Here is a 23,187-nt window from a genome sequence, read left to right as displayed (position 1 = left end):
GGCGTGTTATTGAGATAAGGCTTCGACTTCAATTAACGCGAGGTCTTTTTTTCGGAGTACCAGATTAACGCGCCGGGTTTCGATATGAACAGGGTCGCCCAACGGCGCTACGCGCACCACCTGAAATGATGAGCCGGGCAGCATGCCTAGCGATAACAGCTTCTGCCGATAGGCCGGGCTAATTTCACGGGTAAAACCGGTAATTTTCCATGCACTGTCTGGAGTGAATTGCATAGCGCCTGATTCCACGAGAGGTTAAATAATCTACACTGCGATGATAATGAGAATAGTTTTTATCAGCAATAATAAAACTGTGACGGAATGTTGTTTGCGGTATTAATTTACGGCTTGTTTGACCTTGCTCAATATTTGCCGAATTGCCTGGAAAACGAAAAGGGGAGTATTTGTTAACGGGGTGATAATTGGTGGTTTAAATATGGATATGCAATCGGTTTCATATATTTCGAATAATATTTCCCCTCACCCCGGCCCTCTCCCCAAAGGGGCGAGGGTGTAATCGTTCCCTCTCCCCTTTGGGGAGAGGGTTAGGGTGAGGGGTGTTAACAGCCTTAGCGTTTCTTACCCATTGCCGCCGCCAGCGCATCCATCATCGCGCTGTTGCCTGCCGGCTGGGCGTCACGACCGCGCGGCTTCGCGGCTTTAGCCGCAGGACGCTGCTGCTCGCGGCCACCGCCGTTGCCGCCGCGGCGCGCGTTGGTTTCGCCGGGCTGCTCGTCGAGACGCATGGTTAAAGCGATACGCTTGCGCTGCAGATCCACTTCCAGCACTTTGACCTTCACGATGTCGCCCGCTTTGACCACGGTGTGCGGGTCTTCAACGAACTTGTCGGCGAGGGAGGAAATATGCACCAGACCGTCCTGATGCACGCCGATATCCACAAACGCGCCAAAGTTGGTGACGTTAGTGACTGCGCCCTCCAGCACCATGCCCGGCAGGAGATCGTTCATGGTCTCCACGCCGTCGGCAAAGGTCGCGGTTTTAAACTCAGGACGCGGATCGCGGCCCGGTTTTTCCAGCTCTTTGATGATGTCGGTGACCGTCGGTACGCCAAACTGCTCGTCGGTAAAATCAGACGCTTTCAGGTTACGCAGCGCGCCGTTGTCGCCCATCAGGTCTTTCAGCGCCTGCTGGGTCGCGGCCAGAATGCGCTCCACCACCGGGTAGGCTTCCGGGTGAACGGTAGAGGCATCGAGCGGGTTATCGCCGTGGTTGATGCGCAGGAAGCCCGCGCACTGCTCAAACGCTTTTGGCCCCAGACGGCTCACCTTCAGCAACTGCTGACGGTTCTGGAACTGGCCGTTCTCATCGCGCCAGGCCACGATGTTCTGCGCCATCATGCGGGTTAAGCCCGCCACGCGGGTCAGCAGGGGCACGGAGGCGGTGTTCAGATCGACGCCGACGGCGTTCACGCAGTCTTCCACAACCGCGTCCAGCTTGCGCGCCAGCTGCGTCTGGCTCACGTCGTGCTGGTACTGGCCCACGCCGATGGATTTCGGGTCGATTTTCACCAGCTCCGCCAGCGGGTCCTGCAGGCGACGGGCGATAGAGACCGCGCCGCGCAGGGAAACGTCGAGATCCGGGAACTCCAGCGCCGCCAGCTCGGAGGCGGAATAGACGGATGCGCCCGCTTCGCTGACGATCACTTTCTGCGCCGTCACTTTCGGGAACTGCTTCTGCACGTCGAGGTAGAAACGTTCGGTTTCGCGTGACGCCGTGCCGTTGCCGATGGCGACCAGCTCCACGTTGTATTTTTCGCACAGCGCCGCCACCACGACGGCCGCTTTCGCTGCCTGGCCGGTGTGCGGATAGATAGTATCGGTCGCCACCAGCTTGCCGGTGCCGTCAACCACGGCGACCTTCACGCCGGTACGCAGGCCCGGATCGAGACCCATGGTGGCGCGCAGGCCCGCAGGAGCGGCCATCAGCAGGTCGTGCAGGTTACGGGCAAACACATTGATCGCTTCGTCTTCGGCGCGCTCGCGCACGGTGCCCATCAGCTCGGTTTCGAGGTGCATCAGCACCTTGATGCGCCAGGTCCAGCTCACCACGCCTTTGCGCCAGCTGTCCGCCGGAGCGTTGTTCAGGCGCAGGCTGAGATGATCGATGATGATCTGCTCGCAGTGGCTCTCTTTCGGCGGCTCGTCAAACTGAGGGTCGGCGTTCAGGGAGAGCTGCAGCACGCCTTCGTTGCGGCCGCGGAACATCGCCAGCGCGCGGTGAGACGGTGCGGTAGAAATCGGTTCGTGGTGATCGAAGTAGTCGCGGAACTTCGCGCCTTCTTCCTCTTTGCCCGCCACCACGGTAGAGACGATGTGGGCATTCTTCCACAGATAGTCACGCACTTTAGCGAGCAGGGCGGCGTCTTCAGAGAAGCGCTCCATCAGAATGTAGCGTGCGCCGTCGAGAGCGGCCTTGGTGTCCGCTACGCCTTTGTCGGCGTCGATGAATTTCGCCGCTTCGGTTTCCGGGTCGTGGGACGGCTCGTTCCACAGCAGGTCGGCCAGCGGCTCAAGGCCCGCTTCAATCGCAATCTGCCCGCGCGTGCGGCGCTTCGGCTTGTACGGCAGATAGAGATCTTCGAGTTCGGTTTTGCTCAGGGTGCCGTTGATGGCTTTTTCCAGGTCGCTGGTGAGCTTGCCCTGTTCGCCAATGGATTTAAGGATTGCCTGACGTCGGTCTTCCAGCTCGCGCAGGTAGCCCAGACGGGTTTCCAGGTTACGCAGCTGCGTGTCGTCCAGACCGCCGGTGACTTCCTTACGATAGCGTGCAATAAACGGCACGGTGTTCCCTTCATCAAGCAGGCGAACGGCAGCTTCTACCTGTTCGGCCCTGGCCTGAATATCACCCGCAATAATGCGGCAGAGCGAATCTTTCATCATGGCTTTATCATCTTGTGGGTCAAAAATCAGGGGATAGTTATACGGGCTGGCACGGCAAAATGCCAGCCGGGGAGGGCGCTCTCGGACTATTTAACGTACTCGATTTCGTTCACGTACCAGCTCGCTTCACCGGACGGCGTCTGGACGACGGCCAGATCGCCCACTTCCTTTTTCAGCAGCGCGCGGGCCATCGGCGAATCGATAGAGATGTAATCCTTACGACCAAAAATTTCATCGTAGCCAACGATGCGAAAGCGCAGGGTGTTACCGTCGTCATTTTCGATCTCCACCCAGGCACCGAAGAACACCTTGCCCTCCTGCTGCGGGGAGTAATCGACAATTTTGAGATTTTCGAGGCACTTTGTCAGATACCGCACCCGGCGGTCGATTTCGCGCAGCCGCTTTTTGTTGTACTGGTAGTCCGCATTTTCGCTGCGATCGCCCAGGCTTGCGGCCCAGGTGACCTTTTTGGTCACTTCCGGGCGCTCCTCGCGCCACAGGTAATCCATCTCTTTTTTGAGTTTTTCGTACCCTTCGCGGGTGATCAGGGGCGTTTTCATGGTGAAGCCTTTGCTGCCGGTTAACTGTCTTGCGCACAATACGTACCACAGAGTGTAACAGACAGGATTAATAATGATTTATGTGATGAAATGAGCAGATAAGCTGCTGTTAAATATGCTTTGTAACAATTTCGACTAGAATTTATACCAGAATTAGCTGGTCGAATACGTGCACTTTTTTAGAATACGCTGTTACAAAGACTATCCGAACCTTTGGGAGTACACACAATGCAAGAAAACTACAAAATTCTGGTCGTGGATGACGACATGCGCCTGCGCGCGCTGCTTGAGCGTTATCTGACCGAGCAGGGCTTCCAGGTTCGTAGCGTCGCGAACGCCGAGCAGATGGACCGTCTGCTGACCCGCGAATCTTTCCACCTGATGGTCCTCGACCTGATGCTGCCTGGCGAAGACGGGCTTTCTATTTGCCGCCGTCTGCGCAGCCAGAGCAACCCGATGCCGATCATCATGGTGACCGCGAAGGGCGAGGAAGTTGACCGTATCGTGGGCCTCGAAATCGGTGCGGACGACTACATTCCAAAACCGTTTAACCCGCGCGAGCTGCTGGCGCGTATTCGCGCCGTGCTGCGCCGTCAGGCGAACGAACTGCCTGGCGCACCGTCGCAGGAAGAAGCGGTCATCGCCTTCGGTAAGTTCAAGCTGAACCTCGGCACCCGCGAGATGTTCCGTGAAGACGAGCCAATGCCGCTTACCAGCGGTGAGTTTGCGGTACTGAAAGCGCTGGTCAGCCACCCGCGCGAGCCGCTCTCCCGCGACAAGCTGATGAATCTGGCGCGCGGTCGTGAATACTCCGCAATGGAACGCTCCATTGACGTGCAGATCTCTCGTCTGCGCCGCATGGTGGAAGAAGATCCTGCGCATCCTCGTTATATTCAGACCGTGTGGGGTCTGGGCTACGTGTTCGTCCCGGACGGCGCTAAAGCATGAGGCGAATGCGCTTCTCGCCGCGAAGCTCGTTTGCCCGTACCCTGCTGTTGATCGTCACCCTGCTGTTCGTCAGCCTGGTGACGACCTACCTGGTGGTGCTGAACTTTGCGATCCTGCCTAGCCTCCAGCAGTTTAATAAGGTCCTGGCCTACGAAGTCCGTATGCTGATGACCGATAAGCTGCAGCTGGAGGACGGCACGCAGCTGGTTGTTCCCCCGGCGTTTCGCCGTGAAATCTACCGCGAGCTGGGCATTTCGCTCTACTCAAACGAAGCGGCGGAAGACGCTGGTCTGCGCTGGGCGCAGCACTACGAATTCCTCAGCCAGCAGATGGCGCAGCAGCTGGGCGGCCCAACGGAAGTGCGCGTTGAGGTTAACAAAAGCTCGCCGGTCGTCTGGCTGAAAACCTGGCTGTCACCCAATATCTGGGTGCGCGTTCCGCTCACTGAAATCCATCAGGGCGACTTCTCGCCGCTGTTCCGCTATACGCTCGCGATTATGCTGCTGGCGATAGGCGGCGCGTGGCTGTTTATCCGTATTCAGAACCGACCGCTGGTCGACCTGGAGCACGCGGCGCTGCAGGTCGGTAAAGGGATTATTCCTCCCCCGCTGCGCGAGTATGGCGCGTCGGAAGTCCGTTCGGTGACGCGCGCGTTTAACCACATGGCGGCCGGCGTGAAGCAGCTGGCGGACGACCGTACGCTGCTGATGGCGGGGGTTAGCCATGACCTGCGCACCCCGCTGACGCGTATTCGTCTGGCGACGGAGATGATGGGGGAAGAGGATGGCTATCTTGCCGAGTCCATCAATAAGGACATCGAAGAGTGTAATGCCATCATCGAGCAGTTCATCGACTACCTCCGCACCGGGCAGGAGATGCCGATGGAGATGGCCGACCTGAACGCGGTGCTGGGCGAAGTGGTGGCTGCGGAAAGCGGCTACGAGCGCGAGATTGATACCGACCTGCAGGCGGGCGAGATCCAGGTGCGCATGCACCCGCTCTCCATCAAACGTGCGGTCGCCAATATGGTGGTCAACGCGGCGCGCTACGGTAACGGCTGGATTAAGGTCAGCAGCGGATCTGAACTCAACCGCGCCTGGTTCCAGGTGGAGGACGACGGTCCGGGCATCAAGCCCGAGCAGCGTAAGCATCTGTTCCAGCCGTTTGTGCGCGGCGACAGCGCGCGCAGCACCAGCGGAACCGGCTTAGGCCTGGCGATTGTTCAACGTATTATCGATAACCACAACGGACTGCTGGAGATTGGCACCAGCGAGCGGGGCGGATTAAGCATTCGCGCCTGGCTGCCGGTGCCGGTGACGCGGGGGCATGTGAAAGAGGGTTAAGCCTTAAAGGTGCGGTCTGATGCCCTCACCCCGGCCCTCTCCCACGGGGAGAGGGAGAAAACATTAAAAAAGGCAACTTTCGTTGCCTTTTTGCTTTTACCTTGGTCCCGCGCTCACCAGCGCAGCACCCGCCGGGGTATCGGTATACTTCTCGAAGTTCTCAATAAACAGCTTCGCCAGCGATTCCGCCTTCTCGCGCCACTGCTCCGGTGAACCGTAGGTATTGCGCGGGTCGAGGATATGCGTATCCACGCCCGGCAGCGACGTTGGGATCGCCAGATCGAACATCGGCAGGGTGAAGGTTTCGGCGTTATCCAGCGAACCATCCAGAATGGCGTCGATAATGGCGCGCGTATCTTTGATGGAAATGCGTTTGCCGGTACCGTTCCAGCCGGTGTTCACCAGGTATGCCTGCGCGCCGGATGCCTGCATGCGTTTCACCAGCACTTCTGCATACTGGGTCGGGTGCAGCGACAGGAATGCCGCGCCGAAGCAGGCGGAGAAGGTTGGGGTTGGCTCCGTCACGCCGCGCTCGGTACCCGCCAGCTTGGCGGTGAAGCCGGAGAGGAAGTGGTACTGCGTCTGGTTAGCGGTCAGGCGAGACACCGGCGGCAACACGCCAAACGCATCGGCGGTGAGGAAAATCACCTTCGTGGCATGACCTGCCTTCGACACCGGCTTGACGATATTGTCGATGTGGTAGATCGGATACGACACGCGGGTGTTTTCGGTTTTCGACGCATCGTCGAAGTCGATGGAACCGTCGGCACGCACGGTGACGTTTTCCAGCAGCGCGTCGCGACGGATCGCGTGGAAGATGTCCGGCTCAGCCTCTTCAGACAGGCGGATGGTCTTCGCGTAGCAGCCGCCTTCGAAGTTAAATACGCCGTCATCGTCCCAGCCGTGTTCGTCATCGCCAATCAGGCGGCGTTTCGGGTCGGTGGACAGCGTAGTTTTCCCGGTGCCGGACAGGCCGAAGAACACCGCTACGTCGCCTTTCTCGCCGACGTTCGCCGAGCAGTGCATCGAGGCGATGCCGCGCAGCGGCAGCAGGTAGTTCATGACCGAGAACATCCCTTTCTTCATCTCGCCGCCGTACCAGGTACCGCCGATCAGCTGGATACGCTCGGTCAGGTTGAAGGCGATGAAGTTTTCGGAGTTCAGGCCCTGCTCTTTCCACTGCGGGTTAGTGCATTTTGCACCGTTCATCACGATGAAATCCGGGGTGAAGTCCTGCAGCTCGTCGTCGGTTGGACGGATAAACATGTTCTTCACGAAATGCGCCTGCCAGGCCACTTCGGTGATAAAACGCACGGAGAGTCGGGTGTCGGCGTTAGCGCCGCAGAAAGCGTCGACAATGAACAGACGCTTGCCGGAAAGTTGATGGGTGACGAGCCCTTTCAGGTGCTGCCAGGTTTCCGGGGAGAGCGGTTTGTTGTCATTCTTCCCTTTGCCCTTGTCAGCCCACCACAGCGTATCGCGGGTGGTTTCGTCTCGGACGATATACTTATCTTTCGGCGAACGACCGGTAAAGATACCGGTATCGACGGCGATAGCACCAAGGTTCGTCAACACACCTCGCTCGTATCCTTCCAGTGCTGGATTGAGCTCTTCCTGATACAGCGTATCGTAATCGGGGTTGTAGACGACTTCCTGGACGTCGTGAATACCATAAGCCTTGAGATCTTGCGGGGTTAAACCAGTAACACGCATATCACTGCTCCTTAGCCAATATGTACTGCCTGAAATTGTAGGGTTTTTCTGAGGTTGTTAACCGCGACGGGGCTCATAGATTTACGTATCTGGACAAAACCCTTGCTAACGGAAAACGCTGCGACTCCAGTCACAGGGCAGGCGGATTATCGCAGGATTCGCTTTTTGGTTGGGGAAAATGTTCCGAAAAGGTTAAGGGCTGGTGAATTTAACCGAAGGAATGTGAATGTAATCGCATACACGTAAGAAAATTACGTAAGGGTTACATAGGGAAAACGATTCAGCTTGGGGGGATTTTTTTTACCCCTCACCCCAGCCCTCTCCCCAAAGGGGAGAGGGGGTTCACGTTCCCTCTCCCCTTTGGGGAGAGGGTTAGGGTGAGGGGAAGAGGTTTAGTGAACCTGCGGGTCCGCCGGAGAGGCGTTATTGCGGATCTCGGCGATATCCATCGAATTGAACACGTAGTGCGTACCGCAGTAGTCACAGTTCATATCGATTTCACCGTCTTCCGCCATGATGCTGTCGATCTCTTCATCCGGCAGGGTTTTCAGTGCGCCTGCGCAACGCTCGCGGGAGCAGGTGCACTTGAATTCCACCGCCTGCGGATCGTAGACCGTCACTTCTTCTTCATGGTACAGACGCCACAGCACGTCGGTTGCCGACAGGTTGAACAGCTCTTCCGCCTTGACGGTTTCCGTCAGCGTCGCCAGATGCTCGAAGTCGTTGGTCTGCGCGTCCTGAGCTGGCAGAACCTGCAGCAGCATACCGCCCGCGGCAGGCTGACCGTCCACTTCACCGGTACGGATGAACAGACGCGTAGGCAGCTGCTCAGAGCGCATGAAGTAATCTTCCAGGCAGGCCGCCAGGGTATCGCCCTCCAGACCGACCACGCCCTGATAGCGCTCGCCTTCTTCCGGAGAAATGGTGATCACCAGGTAACCATTGCCCACCAGCGTTTTGAGATCTGCGTTTTCAGGCACGTCGCCCTGAACGCGCGCGACGCCGCGCATCTGCTGCTGGTTGTTGCCGTTGATCACCGCCAGCGTCATCGGGCCGTCACCCTGTAGCTGCACGGTGATATCGCCAGCGAACTTCAGCGTGGCGGTCAGCAGGCTGGTGGCAACGAGCAGCTCGCCCAACAGGTTTTTCACCGGCAGCGGGTAGTTGTGGTTTTCCAGAATCTGTTTCCAGGTTTCGGATACGGTGACCAGCTCGCCGCGCACGGCGAATTGTTCAAACAGATAGCGGTGTAATTGGTCGTGTTGGGCCATTTTCATCTCTCGTGCGGGTGAGGTTACTCGGTCTCACCGTGTTTAAATTTCATCAGATCGCGGCGCTCTTTTTTATCCGGCCGCCGGTCCGGGTGTGGCATTGTTAGCGCATTCATTTTGCGCGCCAGCGCGGTCTTCTCGCGCTTTTCAATGCTTTCAGCCGTCTCTTCATAAAGCAAAACGGCTTCGGTTGCGGGCCGCCGCTGTTCGGTAATGGCTCTCACCACTACCGTTTTTTCATCGTTGCCCTGGCGCAGCGTGAGCGTGGCATTCAGCTCAACCAGCTTGCTCGGCTTGCTGCGCTGGCCGTTGTAATGCACCTTTCCGCCGTCAACCATTTCGCGGGCAAGGGCGCGCGTTTTATAAAAACGGGCGGCCCACAGCCATTTATCCAGTCTTACCCCATCAGCGGGTTTTTCTTTCATGGCGTCTCCTTCACGGTGGCGAGTGAGGGGATCATCCGGCGATAGTCGTTAAGCCCCGGATGGCGCAGATAGCTTTTTTCCGCCAGGCCAGAATCAGGGTTGGTCACGCCCAGGCAATAGCGAATGCCAAACGTCGCGGCGGAGTCCAGAATCGGTTCGCTGTCGTCGATAAACAGCGTGCGTTCCGGCTGCAGGCCGGTCTCTTCCGCCACCGCATGCCACAACCGCTGATCTTCTTTCGGATAACCAAATGTGTGGGTGGAAAGTAATAAATCAAGGTGTGACGCCAGACCCGTATGTTCCAGCTTCACGGCCAGGTTATGCGGATGCGCGTTGGTCAGCAAAATACGGCGCTTGCCGCTGGCCTTCAGGGCATCCAGGAACGGCACCGTATCATCACGCAGCACGGCGCGTGGCCCCTGGGCGGTGGTCATGGCACAAATATCCAGCCCGAGTCGCTCGCTCCAGTAGTCGAGACAGTACCAGTTTAGCGTATGCTGCACCGCGCTATATTGCGAGCGAATGAATTCCTGCGCTTCTGCCGGGGAGATACCCTGTTGTTCACCATAGGTTTCTGGCACCAGTTTTTGCCAGAAATAGTTATCAAAGGCGAGATCGAGCAGCGTGCCGTCCATATCCAGCAGGACGGTATCAACCTCCTGCCAGGCGATATCAAGATGCATAAAGGGGGAACTCCAGCCAGAAGAAACGTGCGCGACAGGGTAGCACAACTTGTCGCGCAGTGAGGTTATCCGATCAGGCTTTCCGGGGCGGAGATCAGCTTAGGATTGAGGCAGTTTTCGTAATACTGCTGGATGTCGGCCAGGCGCGTACGTGAACGCTGGTAGCGGCGCAGGGCCATAAATCCGTTCCAGAAAATGCACGCCAGCATCGCAATCATCAGCAGGGAGGTGCCGATGTAACGCCACAGCCCTGCGCTATCCGGCATCCGGTGCAGGTCGATATGGCGGGTGCCGTTGGCGTCGGTAAAGATGCCTGTGACAATGCCCTCTGCGCTGAATGGCGTTTGCATCAGCATCTGCGCCAGGCGCTGGAACTCTCCCCATTGCTCCTGAGCAGGGTAGTCATACAGCGCAACCTGCGGATAAGGCTGATCGACCAGATCGCTACCCTCATCGCTGACGATCACAAACCCGCCCGGTGCCGGGCTGTTCAGCGCCTGCGCCGCCCGCGTGGTTTCGCGCATCACGAACGGTGCGGTCGAGGTGGAGACCAGGTTATCCAGCGATTCGGCGCTCACCGGGCGCAGCAGCACGTTGACGCCGTCCAGCCGGCCCGCTTCAGCACGCTTAACCAGCGCTTCCCAGTCTTTACTGTTACCGAGATTCACCAGCGCGTTTTTAAGACGCACGCATTCATCCTGGGCAGAACACAGGTCCTGGGTCTTCATGACGATCTCGCCAAAGTCGTCCAGCAGGACCATGCCGGATTTCTGAATAGCCGAGCGCAGGGCAGGGCTGACGCGTGAGTCATCGTCCGGTTTAGGGTGCAGCTGACGGTTGACCGTCTGGGTCAGCGCCGTGGCTTTGGCGACCACCTCTGATTCCGGTAGCGGCAGCGGTGGCGCATCGTTCCAGATGATTTGGGAACAGTCGAATGGCGTGAACGGTGAATTCTGGCGCGTGTTCCAGGCACCCGGCGTATGGATATTACACATCCCGGTTCCCTTCAGACGCAGCGTATCACCGACTCGCACACCGGCTTCGTCCAGCTGTTTGACGCTGGTGGCTTCCACGGTTTGCGCGCCCTTAATCCACGACAGGGTAAACTTGATTGGCATATCCAGCGGCACGAACAGCAGCAGCATGGCAAAGACCAGCGCGGCGCCGCCGGCGATAACCGTACTGCGCAACCAGTGCTGAAGCGGGAAGTTTTTCACTTCATCGTGGAGTGACAGATAGCGTCCCTGACGCACAACGTGGCGGTCAAGATAGATATCGATATCGGTTTTATGCCCTAAGTCCTGCGCAATCCACGGCTGCCAGTGGCGCGGGTAAATAAGATCGATAATGCCCAGAGAAATATTGTTGAGATGTTCCTGATCGTTCTCACCGAACAAACCCCAGCGTTTGGGGGTGCCGCGCAGGCAGTGAATTTCACGCAGCGAGGTTTTCGCCGGCGGCGCAAACAGACCCCATAGCCCGGCAGCGAGCAGCAGAACGCCGCCGCCAGCCAGCCAGGGAACAAAGACGTCTGGCGTCAGCAGGCAGAAGAAAAAGAGCAGAAACGCGGCGACGATCAGCACGGCCTCGCGGATACCGTCCGGGCGGCTGAGGGCGTACTCTTCATGCGTCTCCTGACGGATATTCAGCAGCTCGATCTGCTCGGTCTCTTCACCGCGAATGGACGCCTGAGTAGAACTCGCACGTTCCAGCGCAAAACGCGGTGCTTCCTGAACGTATTCACTCAGGGTATGCCCGTTTAGGGAAATGACCAGCGGCAGGGAGTCGGTATGGATAAGCTCTACGCTGTTTTCATCATTGATGTACTGCTCCCAGAACGGCGGGAGATGGACCTCAACAGAATCAAGATAGTAGCGCCATTTGTTTGGATCGTCGGTGGTAATGCCGTAGCGGGTGATGGACCGCGTTACGCAGAGTACGGTGTCGCTCTGCGCATTCAAACTGAGTGAGACAGGGGCAGCGCTGGCTCCCGTTGGCCCAGGCGTGAGCTGAGAACGGTTTAAGGTGTCGAGATAGTGTTCAACCGCGCTCTGTTCTTCCGGCGTGAGCTTGCGCGTAGTCGCGCCAGCAAATGCATTCAAAAAGGGCAGCCGATATCGCCGCTGTACGCGACGCCTGTACGCCCACCCTGCAAGCAGCGCGGCGGCCAGCATAGCAGCGAGAACAATCAAAATGGTGCTCATGCTTTCCCCATCTTACTTATCTTTTCAGGTGTAGTCAGTTGCACCTTAAACATGAATGAGAGTCTGTGGTTGGCTATCGGCAAGTATGGAGTCGAACTTGAGCATTTTGAAGCGCATCCCAGTGACCGCTGATGATAGCAAAGCCTGACATGGCGCGATATCAGCAAATTCCTGGAAACATTTCAACCTCTTGACATTTGTTTTGAATTGATGATTGATTCCTGTTACGTTGCACAAATGTAAATACAGCGCAATTGACATTGCCGAAACCGTGCGGCATATCGCACAATAAAGCCAGTTCACACAGCAAAGACCCATCAAGATGAGCAAACCACTACAAAAACCCACCATTCTGAATGTTGAAACAGTCGCTAAATCGCGCCTGTTTAATGTTGAAAGCGTGGATCTGGAGTTCAGCAACGGTGTGCGTCGCGTTTATGAACGTATGCGCCCCTCTTCGCGCGAAGCGGTGATGATTGTTCCGATTGTCGATGAACATCTGATCCTGATCCGTGAATATGCCGTCGGCACGGAGTCTTATGAGCTTGGGTTCTCTAAAGGGCTGATTGACCCAGGTGAAACGGTGTTTGAAGCGGCCAACCGCGAGCTGAAGGAAGAGGTCGGGTTTGGTGCGAACGAACTGTCGTTCCTGAAAAAGCTGAGCATGGCGCCGTCCTATTTTTCCAGCAAAATGAACATTGTGGTGGCGGAAGACCTCTATCCTGAATGGCTGGAAGGGGACGAACCAGAGCCTTTGCCGCAGGTGCGCTGGCCGCTGGCACATCTGATGGATTTGCTGGAAGACCCTGATTTTAACGAAGCGCGCAACGTCAGCGCGCTGTTCCTGGTCCGCGAGTGGCTGAAAGGGCAGGGGCGACTGTAGGCCATAAAAAAGCCGGGTGGCGGCTTCGCCTTACCCGGCCTGCAATTTTCTGCCCGGTTTTTACCGGGCATTTTTATGCTTAAAACAGCTCGTGCGTCTCGCCGTTATCAATCAGCTCAGTACCCACCTCATGCACCGCCTGCGTGGTTGGCTGCGTGCCCTCGATGAAATACTCTTCACGGCTGTTTCCGCCGTTAGCGAGCTGCCCGGTGCTGCGGTCGATATTGACCGTCACCACGCCCGGCGGTGGCGTCAGCGGCTGCTCCGGCACGCCCTCTAGAACGGATTTCATATAGGCATCCCAGGCCGGTTGCGCACTCTTCGCGCCGCCTTCATAGCCGGAGATCTGATCCTTAATCGCGCCAGAAGCCGTCGTGCGGCCCAAATCACGGCGGTGATCGTCAAAGCCAATCCAGACCGACGTCACAACGCCCGGGCCGTAGCCGGAGAACCAGGCATCCTTCGAGCTGTTGGTTGTCCCGGTTTTACCGCCGATGTCATGGCGCTGCAAATCGCGACCCGCACGCCAGCCCGTACCCTGCCAGCCCGGCTCACCGAAGATATTGGTGTTCAGCGCGCTTTTGATCAGGAAGGAGAGCGGCGTGTTAATCACGTGTGGGGCATACTCCTGCGCGCCGCTCTGGGCTACCAGCGCCTGGTTCGCCTGCTCGAGCTGAGGCTGAGGAGCCACGGTGTTCGGCTGCTCCTGAGATATCGCCACGTCTTCCATATCCTTGTTCTCAAGGACGTTGGATTTTTGCGTATCGCCGTAAATCACCGGAATATCGCAGTCAGGACAGGCAATTTTCGGCTTCGCTTCAAACAGCACGCCGCCCTGGTCATTCTCGATTTTACTGATGTAGTACGGATCGATCAGGAACCCGCCGTTGGCCATGACCGAGTACCCACGCGCGACCTGCAGCGGCGTGAATGACGCGGATCCAAGCGCCAGCGACTCCGTGTGAACAATATTCTGCGCCGGGAAACCGAAACGCTGCAGGTACTCTGCCGCATAGTCGACGCCCATCGCACGCATCGCACGCACCATCACGACGTTTTTCGACTGTCCAAGACCCTGACGAAGACGGATCGGACCGGCATATTGCGCAGGGGAGTTCTTCGGCTGCCAGTCTGAGCCCGCGCCGGCATCCCAGCGAGAAATCGGGACGTCGTTAAGAATACTGGCGAGCGTCAAACCCTTATCCATCGCGGCGGTGTAGAGGAACGGCTTGATGTTCGAGCCAACCTGACGAAGCGCCTGGGTGGCACGGTTAAATTTGCTCTGGTTGAAATCGAACCCGCCAACCAGCGCCATCACCGCGCCGTTTTGCGGATTGATAGACACCAGCGCAGAGTTAACGTCCGGCACCTGCGCGAGCCACCAGGCATCGCCCACTTTGCGCACCCAGATTTGTTGTCCGGTCTGCACGGCATCGGTCACTTTGCGCGGCGTTGGACCTTGCAGCGTATCCGAGCGATAAGGACGCGCCCAGCGGATACCGTCCATGCGCAGAGATACCGACGTGCCATCGGCCATCATCACCACGGCTTCCTGGGGATCGGCCTGGGTCACGACGGCAGGCAGCAGCGGGCCATAGGTTGGCAGCGACTTCAGCGAGCCGGTGATTTTTTTGCTGTCCCATGCGCTTTCGCCCACTTTCCACAGCACGTTTGACGGGCCGCGATAGCCGTGACGCATGTCGTAGTCCATCACGTTATTGCGCACCGCGTCCTGCGCCGCCTGCTGCACTTTGCGGGTCACGGTGGTGTAAACGCGGTAGCCATCTTCATAGGCCTTTTCACCGTAGCGGCTCACCATGTCCTGGCGAACCATTTCCGTGAGGTACGGTGCAGAGAAGGCGATCTCAGGCGCATGGTAGTTCGCGTCAATGACAGCGTTACGCGCCTGGTCGTACTCGGTCTGGCTGATGTAGCCTTCGCTGAGCATGCGTGACAGGACAACGTTACGACGCGCGGTGGCGCGATCGAGCGAGTAGAGCGGGTTAAACGTGGATGGCGCTTTTGGCAGACCGGCGATGGTTGCCATTTCGCTGAGCGTCAGCTGTTCAACGGGCTTACCAAAGTACACCTGGGCAGCAGCCCCCACGCCATAGGCGCGGTAGCCGAGATAAATCTTGTTGAGATAAAGCTCGAGGATCTCGTCTTTGCTCAGCAGCTGCTCGATGCGGATTGCGAGGAACACCTCTTTGATCTTACGCATCAGCGTCTTTTCAGGACTGAGGAAGAAGTTACGCGCCAGCTGCTGCGTAATGGTACTCGCCCCCTGAGAGGCATGGCCAGAGAACAGCGCAACGCTTGCGGCACGGAAAATCCCCACCGGGTCGACACCGTGATGTTCGTAGAAACGACTATCCTCGGTAGCGATAAAGGCTTTCACCATAACGGGTGGAATTTGATTTAAGGTCAAGGGGATACGACGTTTTTCGCCGTATTGCGCCATCAATTCACCATCGGCGCTGTAGACCTGCATAGGGATCTGAAGCCGCACATCACGAAGCGTGGCGACATCGGGTAGCTGTGGCTCAATGAATTTGTACAAACCATAAATCGAGCCTGCTCCCAGCAGAATGCAACAGACTGCAAGGATTAATAAATACTTTACGAACTTCACCGGAGATTTCCCATTTGGTTTCACTTGGGCAGTTTCTAAACAATCGCGCGGTAGTATAAAGGCAAGCCTGATTCATTGATATAGCCGTCACCGTGACGGGCGATAAGGAGATCGTGAAGCATGGCTTTCAAAACATGGCAAACGGGCGTTCATATTCAACAAGATAGGGTGCTGGCCGTTTCGCTAACGCGCGAGAAATCGGCCTGGTGCCTGCGCCGGTGGTGGGTTATTCCGCTGGCTGACGGTATCATCCGTGACGGTAAGATTTGTCAACCAGAACAGCTGGTTAACGCCCTGCGCGACTGGCGAAGAACGTTACCCCATCATCACCGCGTCTTCCTCTCTTTCCCGGCGGCACGCACGCTGCAACGTTCGCTCCCGCGCCCGGCAATCGCGCTGCGCGACAGCGAACAGCTCTCCTGGCTGGGCGCCGCCCTCTCGCGTGAGCTGGAAATGCCTGCGAACGCACTGTGCTTTGATTACGCACAAGATACGTTTAGCAACACATTTCACGTCACCGCCGCGCAAAACAAAGAGGTTGAAACGCTATTGCTGCTGGCCGAAACGCTACGTTTGCGGCTGGTGGCCATTACCCCGGATGCCGGCGCGCTGGCGAACCTGCTTCCTGCGGTAAAGCCCGCGCAGTGTGTGGCCTGGCGGGATGAGAACCAGTGGCTGTGGGCGATGCGTCATCAGTGGGGAAGGCGTTTCACCACCGAGGCGGAGAGTGTCGGGGAACTGGCCGCCCTGCTTGCCCTGGCGCCGGATGATATTGCCCTGTTTGATTCCCGGCGCGATCTGTGGGAAATCCTACATCGCTGCCAGCCACCGCTGCCTGAATGCGGGGCTGACTATACCGTCGCGCTGGCACTGGCGATGAGCGAGGTGGGGGAATGCGTATGATTAACCTTCTCCCCTGGCGTCAGCAACGACGCGCGCGATGCCTGCGTTTCTGGGGAACGCTGTCTCTTGCTGCGTGGATGCTGGTCATCATCACGGCGTACGCGATCAGGATGAACAATGCGGTGATGTTGCCGGGCCTTCAAATCCAGCTGTCGGGAATACAGTCCGTGCGGCAGGTTCTCGCGGCTCGCCAGAGACCGGCCACGCCTGCAGAGATGCCCGCGCCTGCGCCTCAACGACGCGCATGGCAACCCCTGCTGGAATCGCTTTCGAGGATCATTCCCGCTCAGGCCTGGCTGACAGAGCTGCGCTATCAGCCCCCTTCGTTAGTGTTTATCGGATATGCAACTGCGCTTCCGGCCCTCTCGTCATTGCGCGATGCGCTGAAGGATATTGCCGGTTTTACGCCCGGCCCCGCGGGCGAATTACAGCAGGACCCTCAGGGGCGATGGATGTTCACTTTACAGCTTAAAAGCCAGGGGTAACGCGTGGATACCGTGTTTGAACGTTGGTGCGAATGCCGAAGCGGGTATCGGGTGCTGTGCTGGTTTCTGAGCATTGTCCTTGTGGTGGGGATTGCGTGGGGCGTGCTGCTCCGGCCGATGAATACGCAGCTGGCTGGTTTGCAGCGGGAGATAGCCCATGCCACGCGGACGAATGCAACGCTATGGCCCTCCGCCAGGCGCCTGCCGGGCCAGGTAATTACGCCAGACGAACGCGTCGTCCCACCCTTTTCGCCGCTGGATTTTCAGGGTAACGGCAGCAGGCTGGTTCACTGGAAGCCACTTCAGCGTGGTGGAGAGCTGGCGGTGGACGCCGACTGGCAGGCCGTCCCGTCCGTCTTTTCCATGCTGCTTGAGCGGGACGTGTTGATTACTGCGTTTTCCCTTACTCCGCAGGGGACAACATTACGCCTGCGCGTGCAGCTGGAGCATGAGTATGCGAAATAGCGCGCGATACCTGCTGGTGTGCTCCGCGCTGCTGGTGACGGGAATGCGCGATCCGTTTCACCCGCCGGTAGATCCCTGCGCCATCGGCGAGCTGGCGCAGTGGCACTACCGCGGGATAGTGGAAGGCACTCTGAATGTGGGCATGTTACAGGACGGGCAAAAGCGCTGGCATCGCCTGAAAGCGCAGGATCGTTTCCCGGCGGGCTGGCGAGTGATAACCCTGAATGAAAGCGAATTGGTTGTTGAGCTGGGCGAAGTGTGTGAGCCCAAACAATGGACATGGCAACGAGAAGGAACGAATAAACATGAAAACAGGGATAGCGCTGCTGCTGTTGATATGCAGCACCCAACCGATCGCCGGGATGAAACCCGTCACGCTGATGGTGGATGATGTACCGGTGGTACAGGTGCTGCAGGCGCTGGTGAGTCAGGAAAATCGAAATCTGGTGGTATCGCCTGATGTCAGCGGTTCGCTGTCGCTCAACCTTACGCGCGTCCCCTGGCGCCAGGCGCTACAGACCGTCGTGACCAGTGCAGGACTCATTCTGCGAGAGGAGCGTGGCATTTTTTATGTTCATACGGCTGCCTGGCAGCAAGCGCAGCAGACGCGCAAGGATCAGGAGCTGGCGCGTCGGCAGCTTGACGCTCCCCTGATATCGCACAGCATTCCCTTTTCGTACGCCGATGCCGGGGAGTTGCAAAAGGCGGCGGAAAAGCTGCTTAGCCCGAAGGGCAGTTTATCCGTCGATAAGCGCACCAACCGCCTGCTGATCCGCGATAGCCAGGCGGTACTGGATGCCTTACAGCACTGGGCGGCGCAAATGGATATCCCTGTAGAGCAGGTTGAGCTGGCAGCGCATATCGTAACCATTAATGAAAAAAGCCTGCGCGAGCTGGGCGTGAAATGGAACCTTGCCGACGCGACGCAGGCTGGGAAGGTCGGGCAGGTTACGACGCTGGGTAGCGACCTTTCTGTTGCCAGCGCCACCACGCATGTGGGTTTTAGCATTGGGCGTATCAACGGCAGGCTGCTCGATCTGGAGCTGTCGGCGCTGGAGCAAAAGCAGAAGGTGGATATTATCGCCAGCCCCCGTTTGTTGGCCTCGCACATGCAGCCCGCCAGCATCAAGCAGGGCAGCGAAATCCCATATCAGGTCTCCAGTGGAGAGAGCGGGGCAACATCGGTGGAGTTTAAAGAGGCGGTGCTTGGGATGGAGGTTACGCCGGTGGTACTGCCGGGTGGGCGCGTGCGCCTGAAATTACATATCAGCGAAAATATGCCAGGCCAGGTCCTGCAGCAGGCCGACGGTGAAACGCTGGCGATCGATAAGCAAGAAATAGAAACGCAGGTGGAGGTTAAAAGCGGAGAAACGCTGGCATTGGGCGGTATTTTCTCGCAAAAGAATAAAACGGGTAGCGATGGCGTCCCAGGGCTCGGCAATATTCCCTGGCTTGGACAACTGTTTCGCCATGACGGGAAAGACAACGAACGACGCGAGCTGGTGGTATTTATCACGCCAAGGCTGGTGGGTATTCACTAATGGGGTCACGATCCCCGCAATGATTTTGCATTCAGTTTGTTGCAGATGTTTGACGTGGGGCATGAATTAGCATACAAGGAGTACCGATTCGAGTTGGACTTACGCTCTTGTTGTCTTATGCGCCTGTAACGGTGATTTAATCAGTTGCCAAACAAGCTCGAGTATTGAGATAATTTTTAGTCTGACTCTCGCTCTATTGCATATGAGGTTTCAGTTCATGTCCTGCCACGCTGGGTGTCTGCGTAGCGGGGATTACCATTAACGAATAGTCTTAGTAGTACCGAAAAAATGGCAGAGAAACGCAATATCTTTCTGGTTGGGCCTATGGGTGCCGGCAAAAGCACTATTGGGCGTCAGTTAGCTCAACAACTCAATATGGAATTTTACGATTCTGATCAAGAGATTGAGAAACGAACCGGAGCTGATGTGGGCTGGGTCTTCGACGTAGAAGGCGAAGAAGGTTTCCGTGACCGAGAAGAAAAAGTGATCAACGAACTCACGGAAAAACAGGGCATTGTGCTGGCAACTGGCGGCGGCTCTGTGAAATCTCGCGAAACCCGCAACCGTCTCTCCGCCCGTGGCGTAGTGGTCTATCTTGAGACGACCATCGAGAAACAGCTGGCACGTACGCAGCGCGATAAAAAGCGCCCGCTGCTGCAGGTTGAAACGCCGCCGCGCGAAGTTCTGGAAGCCCTGGCCGGTGAACGCAATCCTCTGTACGAAGAGATTGCAGATGTGACCATTCGTACTGACGATCAGAGCGCTAAGGTGGTTGCAAACCAGATTATTCATATGCTGGAAAGCAACTGATTCTGGCTTTATATACACTCGCCTGCGGGTAAAAGCATTTAAGGTGGATGTCGCGTCATGGAGAGGATTACAGTTACTCTCGGGGAACGTAGTTACCCTATCACCATCGCGGCTGGTTTGTTTAACGATCCAGCTTCCTTCTTACCACTGAAAGCGGGTGATCAGGCGATGCTGGTCACCAATGAGACGCTGGCTCCGCTTTATCTCGACCGCGTTCGTCACCTGCTTGAGCAGGCTGGCGTGAAAGTCGACAGTGTGATTCTGCCCGATGGCGAGCAGTACAAAAGCCTGACGGTGCTCGACACCGTCTTTACCGCATTACTGCAAAAACCGCATGGTCGCGATACGACGCTGCTCGCCCTGGGCGGCGGTGTTGTGGGCGATCTGACGGGGTTTGCCGCCGCCAGCTACCAGCGTGGCGTGCGCTTTATTCAAATTCCTACGACGTTGCTGTCACAGGTCGACTCTTCCGTCGGCGGCAAAACGGCAGTCAACCATCCGCTCGGCAAAAACATGATTGGCGCGTTCTACCAGCCCGCATCGGTGGTGGTGGATCTCGACTGTCTGAAAACCCTGCCAAAACGCGAGCTGGCCTCCGGCCTTGCTGAAGTGATCAAATACGGCATTATCCTCGACGGTGAGTTCTTTACCTGGCTGGAAGAGAATATGGATGCCCTGCTGCGCCTCGATGGTCCGGCACTGGCGTACTGTATTCGTCGTTGCTGTGAGCTGAAGGCGGAAGTTGTTGCCGCAGACGAGCGTGAAACCGGCTTACGTGCTTTACTGAATCTGGGGCATACGTTCGGTCACGCCATAGAAGCCGAAATGGGCTACGGCAACTGGCTGCACGGTGAAGCCGTTGCTGCCGGTATGGTCATGGCAGCGCGTGCGTCTGAACGTTTGGGTCAGTTCAATGCGGAAGACACCGCGCGCATCATTGCGCTGCTGGAACGTGCGGGCCTCCCGGTAACAGGACCGCAGGCGATGTCTGCCCAGGCGTATCTCCCCCACATGTTGCGCGATAAAAAAGTATTGGCAGGTGAGATGCGTCTTGTACTCCCGCTTGCAATAGGGAAGAGTGAAGTGCGCGGTGGAGTACCGCACGATATTGTTCTTGGCGCTATCGCTGACTGTCAGCAGGCGTAACAACTAGAAAGGTCAGGCCACTTTAACGGGTGGTCGTTTAGCTTCAGGCAAAATGCAAGTCGTTGGCATGAGCCTTTGAGTGGGGTGTTAAATGGATGAATTCAAACCAGAAGACGAGCTGAAACCCGATCCCAGCGATCGTCGCACTGGTCGTTCTCGTCAATCTTCAGAACGTGATAACGAGCCGCAGATCAACTTTGACGATGTTGATCTGGATGCAGACGATCGTCGCCCTTCACGCAGCCGCAACGCGCGTGAAGAGCGAGAAGAAGAGGGTTATGAGTCCGAAGAAGAGTCAATGGACGAAGAGCCTGTAGAGCGTCGCCCGCGTAAACGTAAGAAAGCAGCCGCGCAAAAACCCGCTTCCCGCCAGTACATAATGATGGGGCTTGGCGTTCTGGTGCTGGTGCTGCTGATTGTCGGCATTGGCTCTGCGCTGAAAGCACCGTCAACGACCTCAACTGAGCAAACTGCCTCCACCGAGAAGAGCATCAACCTTTCCGGCACTGATGCATCCGATCAGGCGAATGGCGCGCAGCCAGCGCCGGGAACCACTTCTGCAGAGCAGACTGCTGGAAACACAACGACGCCGCAGGATGTGTCTCTGCCGCCCGTTTCCTCAAATCCGGATCAGGGCCAGGCACCTGCTACGCCAGAAGGCCAGCAGCGCGTTGAGGTTCAGGGCGACCTGAACAATGCGCTGACGCAGCCGCAAAATCAGGAGCAGGTGAACAACGTTGTTGTTAACTCTACGCTGCCTACAGAGCCTGCGACCGTCGCGCCGATTCGCGGTGGTAATGCTCAGCAGCAAACCGCTGCAACGGAAACCAAACCGCGCCAGACGCAGACTGCACCTCGTCCGGAACGCAAGCAGGCGGTAATTGAACCTAAGCGTGAAACCAAACCTCAGGCAGTCGTCAAAGCGCCTGAAGCGAAGGCGACGGCTCAGCCAAAACGCACTGAAACGGCTGCGGTAAGCGAACCTGCCAAAGCGCCAGTCACGCAGACTGCACCGAAAGCCACGGCGACCACGGCTGCGCCCGCCGCAACAGCAGCACCTGCTGCTGCTGCGACTGCATCCAGCGCCGCAGGCAAAACGGCCGGTAACGTAGGTTCTCTGAAATCTGCGCCATCCAGCAACTACACCCTGCAGCTGAGCAGCTCGTCTAACTACGACAACCTCAACGGTTGGGCGAAAAAATCGAATCTGAAAAACTACGTGGTTTATCAGACGACCCGTAACGGGCAGCCGTGGTACGTGCTGGTGAGCGGTGTGTATGCTTCCAAAGATGAAGCGAAACGCGCCGTGGCAACACTGCCAGCCGATGTTCAGGCGAAAAACCCGTGGGCGAAGCCGATTCATCAGGTGCAGGCCGATCTGAAGTAATGTTAAAGCGCAGGATGCTGTCGGAGCTTTCTCCACAGCCGGAGAAGGTGTAATCAGTTAGTCAGCATGAAAAAAAATCGCGCTTTTCTGAAATGGGCAGGGGGCAAATACCCCCTGCTCGACGATATAAAAAAACACCTGCCGAAGGGCGAGTGTCTTATCGAGCCCTTTGTGGGTGCTGGATCGGTGTTCCTGAATACCGATTTTTCTCGTTATATCCTGGCGGATATTAACAGCGACCTCATCAGCCTCTATAACATCGTAAAATCGCGTACCGACGAGTACGTGGATGAGGCGCGCAAACTGTTTACGCCAGAAAACAACAACCCGGACGTTTACTATCAGTTCCGCGCTGAGTTCAATCAGAGCCGGGACCCGTTCCGTCGTGCGCTGTTGTTCCTTTACCTCAACCGCCACGGCTACAACGGCCTGTGTCGCTATAATCTGCGCGGGGAGTTTAACGTGCCGTTTGGTCGCTATAAGCGCCCTTACTTCCCCCAGGCTGAGCTGTATCACTTTGCTGAAAAAGCGCAGAATGCAGAGTTCCACTGCCTCTCATATGAAGAGTGCATGGAGCAGGCAGACGCAAATTCGGTGGTCTATTGCGATCCGCCATACGCGCCGCTGTCTGCAACAGCGAACTTCACCGCTTATCACACCAACAGCTTCAGCCCGGCCGAGCAGGCCCGTCTGGCAGAGATGGCGGAAAAGCTGGTCAGCAAAAGAATTCCAGTGTTAATTTCGAATCACGATACGCCTGATACGCGCGAATGGTATAAAGCCGCGAAGCATTTTCAGGTCAAAGTGCGGCGTAGCATTAGCAGCAACGGCGGCACACGTAAAAAGGTGGACGAACTCCTGGCTCTCTATCGCCCCTGAGCCGTTTTG

At 57.2% G+C, this 23,187-nt stretch carries 21 protein-coding genes; 12 read left to right on the top strand and 9 right to left on the bottom strand.

Annotated elements, in window-relative coordinates; translation table 11 throughout:
- Nucleotides 1–6: 6 nt before the first annotated feature.
- The 3 genes from feoA to greB all read right to left on the bottom strand — a co-directional run bounded on the left by feoA (nucleotide 7) and on the right by greB (nucleotide 3,460).
- On the bottom strand, nucleotides 7–234 hold the full coding sequence (gene feoA, locus VPX56_RS21215; protein ID WP_010436417.1) for a ferrous iron transporter A: 228 nt from the start codon (nucleotides 232–234) through the stop codon (nucleotides 7–9).
- Nucleotides 235–569: 335 nt separating this feature from the next.
- Nucleotides 570–2,900, bottom strand: a complete 2,331-nt coding sequence (locus tag VPX56_RS21210; RefSeq protein ID WP_326468751.1) for a Tex family protein — start codon at nucleotides 2,898–2,900, stop codon at nucleotides 570–572.
- Between the two features lie 86 nt (nucleotides 2,901–2,986).
- Nucleotides 2,987–3,460, bottom strand: coding sequence for a transcription elongation factor GreB (gene greB, locus VPX56_RS21205; protein ID WP_010436410.1), 474 nt, complete (start codon nucleotides 3,458–3,460; stop codon nucleotides 2,987–2,989).
- 228 nt (nucleotides 3,461–3,688) lie between these two features.
- Here greB and ompR point away from each other — a divergent pair, with 228 nt between their 5' ends.
- Nucleotides 3,689–4,408 carry an osmolarity response regulator transcription factor OmpR gene (ompR, locus tag VPX56_RS21200; protein ID WP_006177890.1) on the top strand — a complete coding sequence of 240 codons (720 nt, stop codon included), beginning with the start codon at nucleotides 3,689–3,691 and terminating at the stop codon, nucleotides 4,406–4,408.
- Nucleotides 4,405–5,751, top strand: coding sequence for a two-component system sensor histidine kinase EnvZ (gene envZ / locus VPX56_RS21195; RefSeq protein WP_326468748.1), 1,347 nt, complete (start codon nucleotides 4,405–4,407; stop codon nucleotides 5,749–5,751). The genes ompR and envZ overlap by 4 nt, the downstream gene beginning before the upstream one ends.
- Before the next feature lie 96 nt (nucleotides 5,752–5,847).
- On the opposite strand, the gene pckA is transcribed toward envZ, so the two are convergent.
- From pckA to VPX56_RS21170, 5 genes are all read right to left on the bottom strand, one after another.
- The gene (pckA, locus tag VPX56_RS21190) at nucleotides 5,848–7,464 is read right to left on the bottom strand and encodes a phosphoenolpyruvate carboxykinase (ATP) (RefSeq protein ID WP_131635140.1); all 1,617 of its coding nucleotides are present in this window, start codon (nucleotides 7,462–7,464) and stop codon (nucleotides 5,848–5,850) included.
- Between the two features lie 392 nt (nucleotides 7,465–7,856).
- The gene (hslO, locus tag VPX56_RS21185) at nucleotides 7,857–8,735 is read right to left on the bottom strand and encodes an Hsp33 family molecular chaperone HslO (RefSeq protein ID WP_131635139.1); all 879 of its coding nucleotides are present in this window, start codon (nucleotides 8,733–8,735) and stop codon (nucleotides 7,857–7,859) included.
- Between the two features lie 23 nt (nucleotides 8,736–8,758).
- Nucleotides 8,759–9,160 (bottom strand): ribosome-associated heat shock protein Hsp15, encoded by a 402-nt coding sequence (gene hslR, locus VPX56_RS21180; protein WP_131635138.1) that lies wholly within the window; start codon nucleotides 9,158–9,160, stop codon nucleotides 8,759–8,761.
- Entirely contained in the window at nucleotides 9,157–9,843 is a 687-nt protein-coding gene (yrfG, locus tag VPX56_RS21175; protein ID WP_131635137.1) for a GMP/IMP nucleotidase, read from the bottom strand. Before yrfG ends, hslR begins: the two co-directional genes overlap by 4 nt.
- Nucleotides 9,844–9,908: 65 nt before the next feature.
- Entirely contained in the window at nucleotides 9,909–12,047 is a 2,139-nt protein-coding gene (locus VPX56_RS21170; protein ID WP_131635136.1) for an intracellular growth attenuator family protein, read from the bottom strand.
- Between the two features lie 322 nt (nucleotides 12,048–12,369).
- Here VPX56_RS21170 and nudE point away from each other — a divergent pair, with 322 nt between their 5' ends.
- Complete coding sequence (gene nudE, locus VPX56_RS21165; protein ID WP_326468742.1) at nucleotides 12,370–12,930, top strand: ADP compounds hydrolase NudE; 561 nt, start codon at nucleotides 12,370–12,372, stop codon at nucleotides 12,928–12,930.
- A gap of 79 nt (nucleotides 12,931–13,009) precedes the next feature.
- On the opposite strand, the gene mrcA is transcribed toward nudE, so the two are convergent.
- Nucleotides 13,010–15,562 (bottom strand): peptidoglycan glycosyltransferase/peptidoglycan DD-transpeptidase MrcA, encoded by a 2,553-nt coding sequence (gene mrcA, locus VPX56_RS21160; protein ID WP_165500726.1) that lies wholly within the window; start codon nucleotides 15,560–15,562, stop codon nucleotides 13,010–13,012.
- A gap of 120 nt (nucleotides 15,563–15,682) precedes the next feature.
- Here mrcA and VPX56_RS21155 point away from each other — a divergent pair, with 120 nt between their 5' ends.
- The 9 genes from VPX56_RS21155 to dam all read left to right on the top strand — a co-directional run bounded on the left by VPX56_RS21155 (nucleotide 15,683) and on the right by dam (nucleotide 23,178).
- Nucleotides 15,683–16,465: a type IV pilus biogenesis protein PilM gene (locus tag VPX56_RS21155; RefSeq protein WP_263611457.1), complete on the top strand. Its 783-nt coding sequence runs from the start codon at nucleotides 15,683–15,685 to the stop codon at nucleotides 16,463–16,465.
- Nucleotides 16,456–16,950, top strand: coding sequence for a PilN domain-containing protein (locus tag VPX56_RS21150; RefSeq protein WP_326468739.1), 495 nt, complete (start codon nucleotides 16,456–16,458; stop codon nucleotides 16,948–16,950). Before VPX56_RS21155 ends, VPX56_RS21150 begins: the two co-directional genes overlap by 10 nt.
- A gap of 3 nt (nucleotides 16,951–16,953) precedes the next feature.
- Entirely contained in the window at nucleotides 16,954–17,415 is a 462-nt protein-coding gene (locus tag VPX56_RS21145) for a HofO family protein (protein ID WP_326468737.1), read from the top strand.
- Nucleotides 17,405–17,806, top strand: a complete 402-nt coding sequence (locus tag VPX56_RS21140; RefSeq protein WP_326468735.1) for a HofP DNA utilization family protein — start codon at nucleotides 17,405–17,407, stop codon at nucleotides 17,804–17,806. Before VPX56_RS21145 ends, VPX56_RS21140 begins: the two co-directional genes overlap by 11 nt.
- On the top strand, nucleotides 17,721–18,956 hold the full coding sequence (hofQ, locus tag VPX56_RS21135) for a DNA uptake porin HofQ (RefSeq protein WP_326468733.1): 1,236 nt from the start codon (nucleotides 17,721–17,723) through the stop codon (nucleotides 18,954–18,956). The genes VPX56_RS21140 and hofQ overlap by 86 nt, the downstream gene beginning before the upstream one ends.
- A gap of 288 nt (nucleotides 18,957–19,244) precedes the next feature.
- Entirely contained in the window at nucleotides 19,245–19,766 is a 522-nt protein-coding gene (gene aroK, locus VPX56_RS21130) for a shikimate kinase AroK (protein WP_010436374.1), read from the top strand.
- A 57-nt stretch (nucleotides 19,767–19,823) separates the two neighbouring features.
- Entirely contained in the window at nucleotides 19,824–20,912 is a 1,089-nt protein-coding gene (gene aroB / locus VPX56_RS21125) for a 3-dehydroquinate synthase (RefSeq protein WP_131635127.1), read from the top strand.
- A 91-nt stretch (nucleotides 20,913–21,003) separates the two neighbouring features.
- On the top strand, nucleotides 21,004–22,299 hold the full coding sequence (damX, locus tag VPX56_RS21120; protein WP_326468730.1) for a cell division protein DamX: 1,296 nt from the start codon (nucleotides 21,004–21,006) through the stop codon (nucleotides 22,297–22,299).
- 66 nt (nucleotides 22,300–22,365) lie between these two features.
- On the top strand, nucleotides 22,366–23,178 hold the full coding sequence (gene dam, locus VPX56_RS21115) for an adenine-specific DNA-methyltransferase (protein WP_131635125.1): 813 nt from the start codon (nucleotides 22,366–22,368) through the stop codon (nucleotides 23,176–23,178).
- Nucleotides 23,179–23,187 lie beyond the last annotated feature (9 nt).

The organism is Enterobacter wuhouensis (genome assembly GCF_035835995.1).
GTDB lineage: Bacteria > Pseudomonadota > Gammaproteobacteria > Enterobacterales > Enterobacteriaceae > Enterobacter > Enterobacter wuhouensis.
This window is presented reverse-complemented; position numbering and strand designations above follow the sequence as displayed.

Coding starts and splice junctions, on each gene's coding strand:
- VPX56_RS21155 (WP_263611457.1), top strand. CDS start 15,683: ATGGCTTTCAAAACATGGCAAACGGGCGTTCATATTCAACAAGATAGG.
- VPX56_RS21210 (WP_326468751.1), bottom strand. CDS start 2,900: ATGATGAAAGATTCGCTCTGCCGCATTATTGCGGGTGATATTCAGGCC.
- pckA (WP_131635140.1), bottom strand. CDS start 7,464: ATGCGTGTTACTGGTTTAACCCCGCAAGATCTCAAGGCTTATGGTATT.
- hofQ (WP_326468733.1), top strand. CDS start 17,721: ATGAAAACAGGGATAGCGCTGCTGCTGTTGATATGCAGCACCCAACCG.
- VPX56_RS21170 (WP_131635136.1), bottom strand. CDS start 12,047: ATGAGCACCATTTTGATTGTTCTCGCTGCTATGCTGGCCGCCGCGCTG.
- aroB (WP_131635127.1), top strand. CDS start 19,824: ATGGAGAGGATTACAGTTACTCTCGGGGAACGTAGTTACCCTATCACC.
- feoA (WP_010436417.1), bottom strand. CDS start 234: ATGCAATTCACTCCAGACAGTGCATGGAAAATTACCGGTTTTACCCGT.
- nudE (WP_326468742.1), top strand. CDS start 12,370: ATGAGCAAACCACTACAAAAACCCACCATTCTGAATGTTGAAACAGTC.
- envZ (WP_326468748.1), top strand. CDS start 4,405: ATGAGGCGAATGCGCTTCTCGCCGCGAAGCTCGTTTGCCCGTACCCTG.
- aroK (WP_010436374.1), top strand. CDS start 19,245: ATGGCAGAGAAACGCAATATCTTTCTGGTTGGGCCTATGGGTGCCGGC.
- dam (WP_131635125.1), top strand. CDS start 22,366: ATGAAAAAAAATCGCGCTTTTCTGAAATGGGCAGGGGGCAAATACCCC.
- hslO (WP_131635139.1), bottom strand. CDS start 8,735: ATGGCCCAACACGACCAATTACACCGCTATCTGTTTGAACAATTCGCC.
- VPX56_RS21150 (WP_326468739.1), top strand. CDS start 16,456: ATGCGTATGATTAACCTTCTCCCCTGGCGTCAGCAACGACGCGCGCGA.
- yrfG (WP_131635137.1), bottom strand. CDS start 9,843: ATGCATCTTGATATCGCCTGGCAGGAGGTTGATACCGTCCTGCTGGAT.
- ompR (WP_006177890.1), top strand. CDS start 3,689: ATGCAAGAAAACTACAAAATTCTGGTCGTGGATGACGACATGCGCCTG.
- damX (WP_326468730.1), top strand. CDS start 21,004: ATGGATGAATTCAAACCAGAAGACGAGCTGAAACCCGATCCCAGCGAT.
- hslR (WP_131635138.1), bottom strand. CDS start 9,160: ATGAAAGAAAAACCCGCTGATGGGGTAAGACTGGATAAATGGCTGTGG.
- greB (WP_010436410.1), bottom strand. CDS start 3,460: ATGAAAACGCCCCTGATCACCCGCGAAGGGTACGAAAAACTCAAAAAA.
- VPX56_RS21140 (WP_326468735.1), top strand. CDS start 17,405: ATGCGAAATAGCGCGCGATACCTGCTGGTGTGCTCCGCGCTGCTGGTG.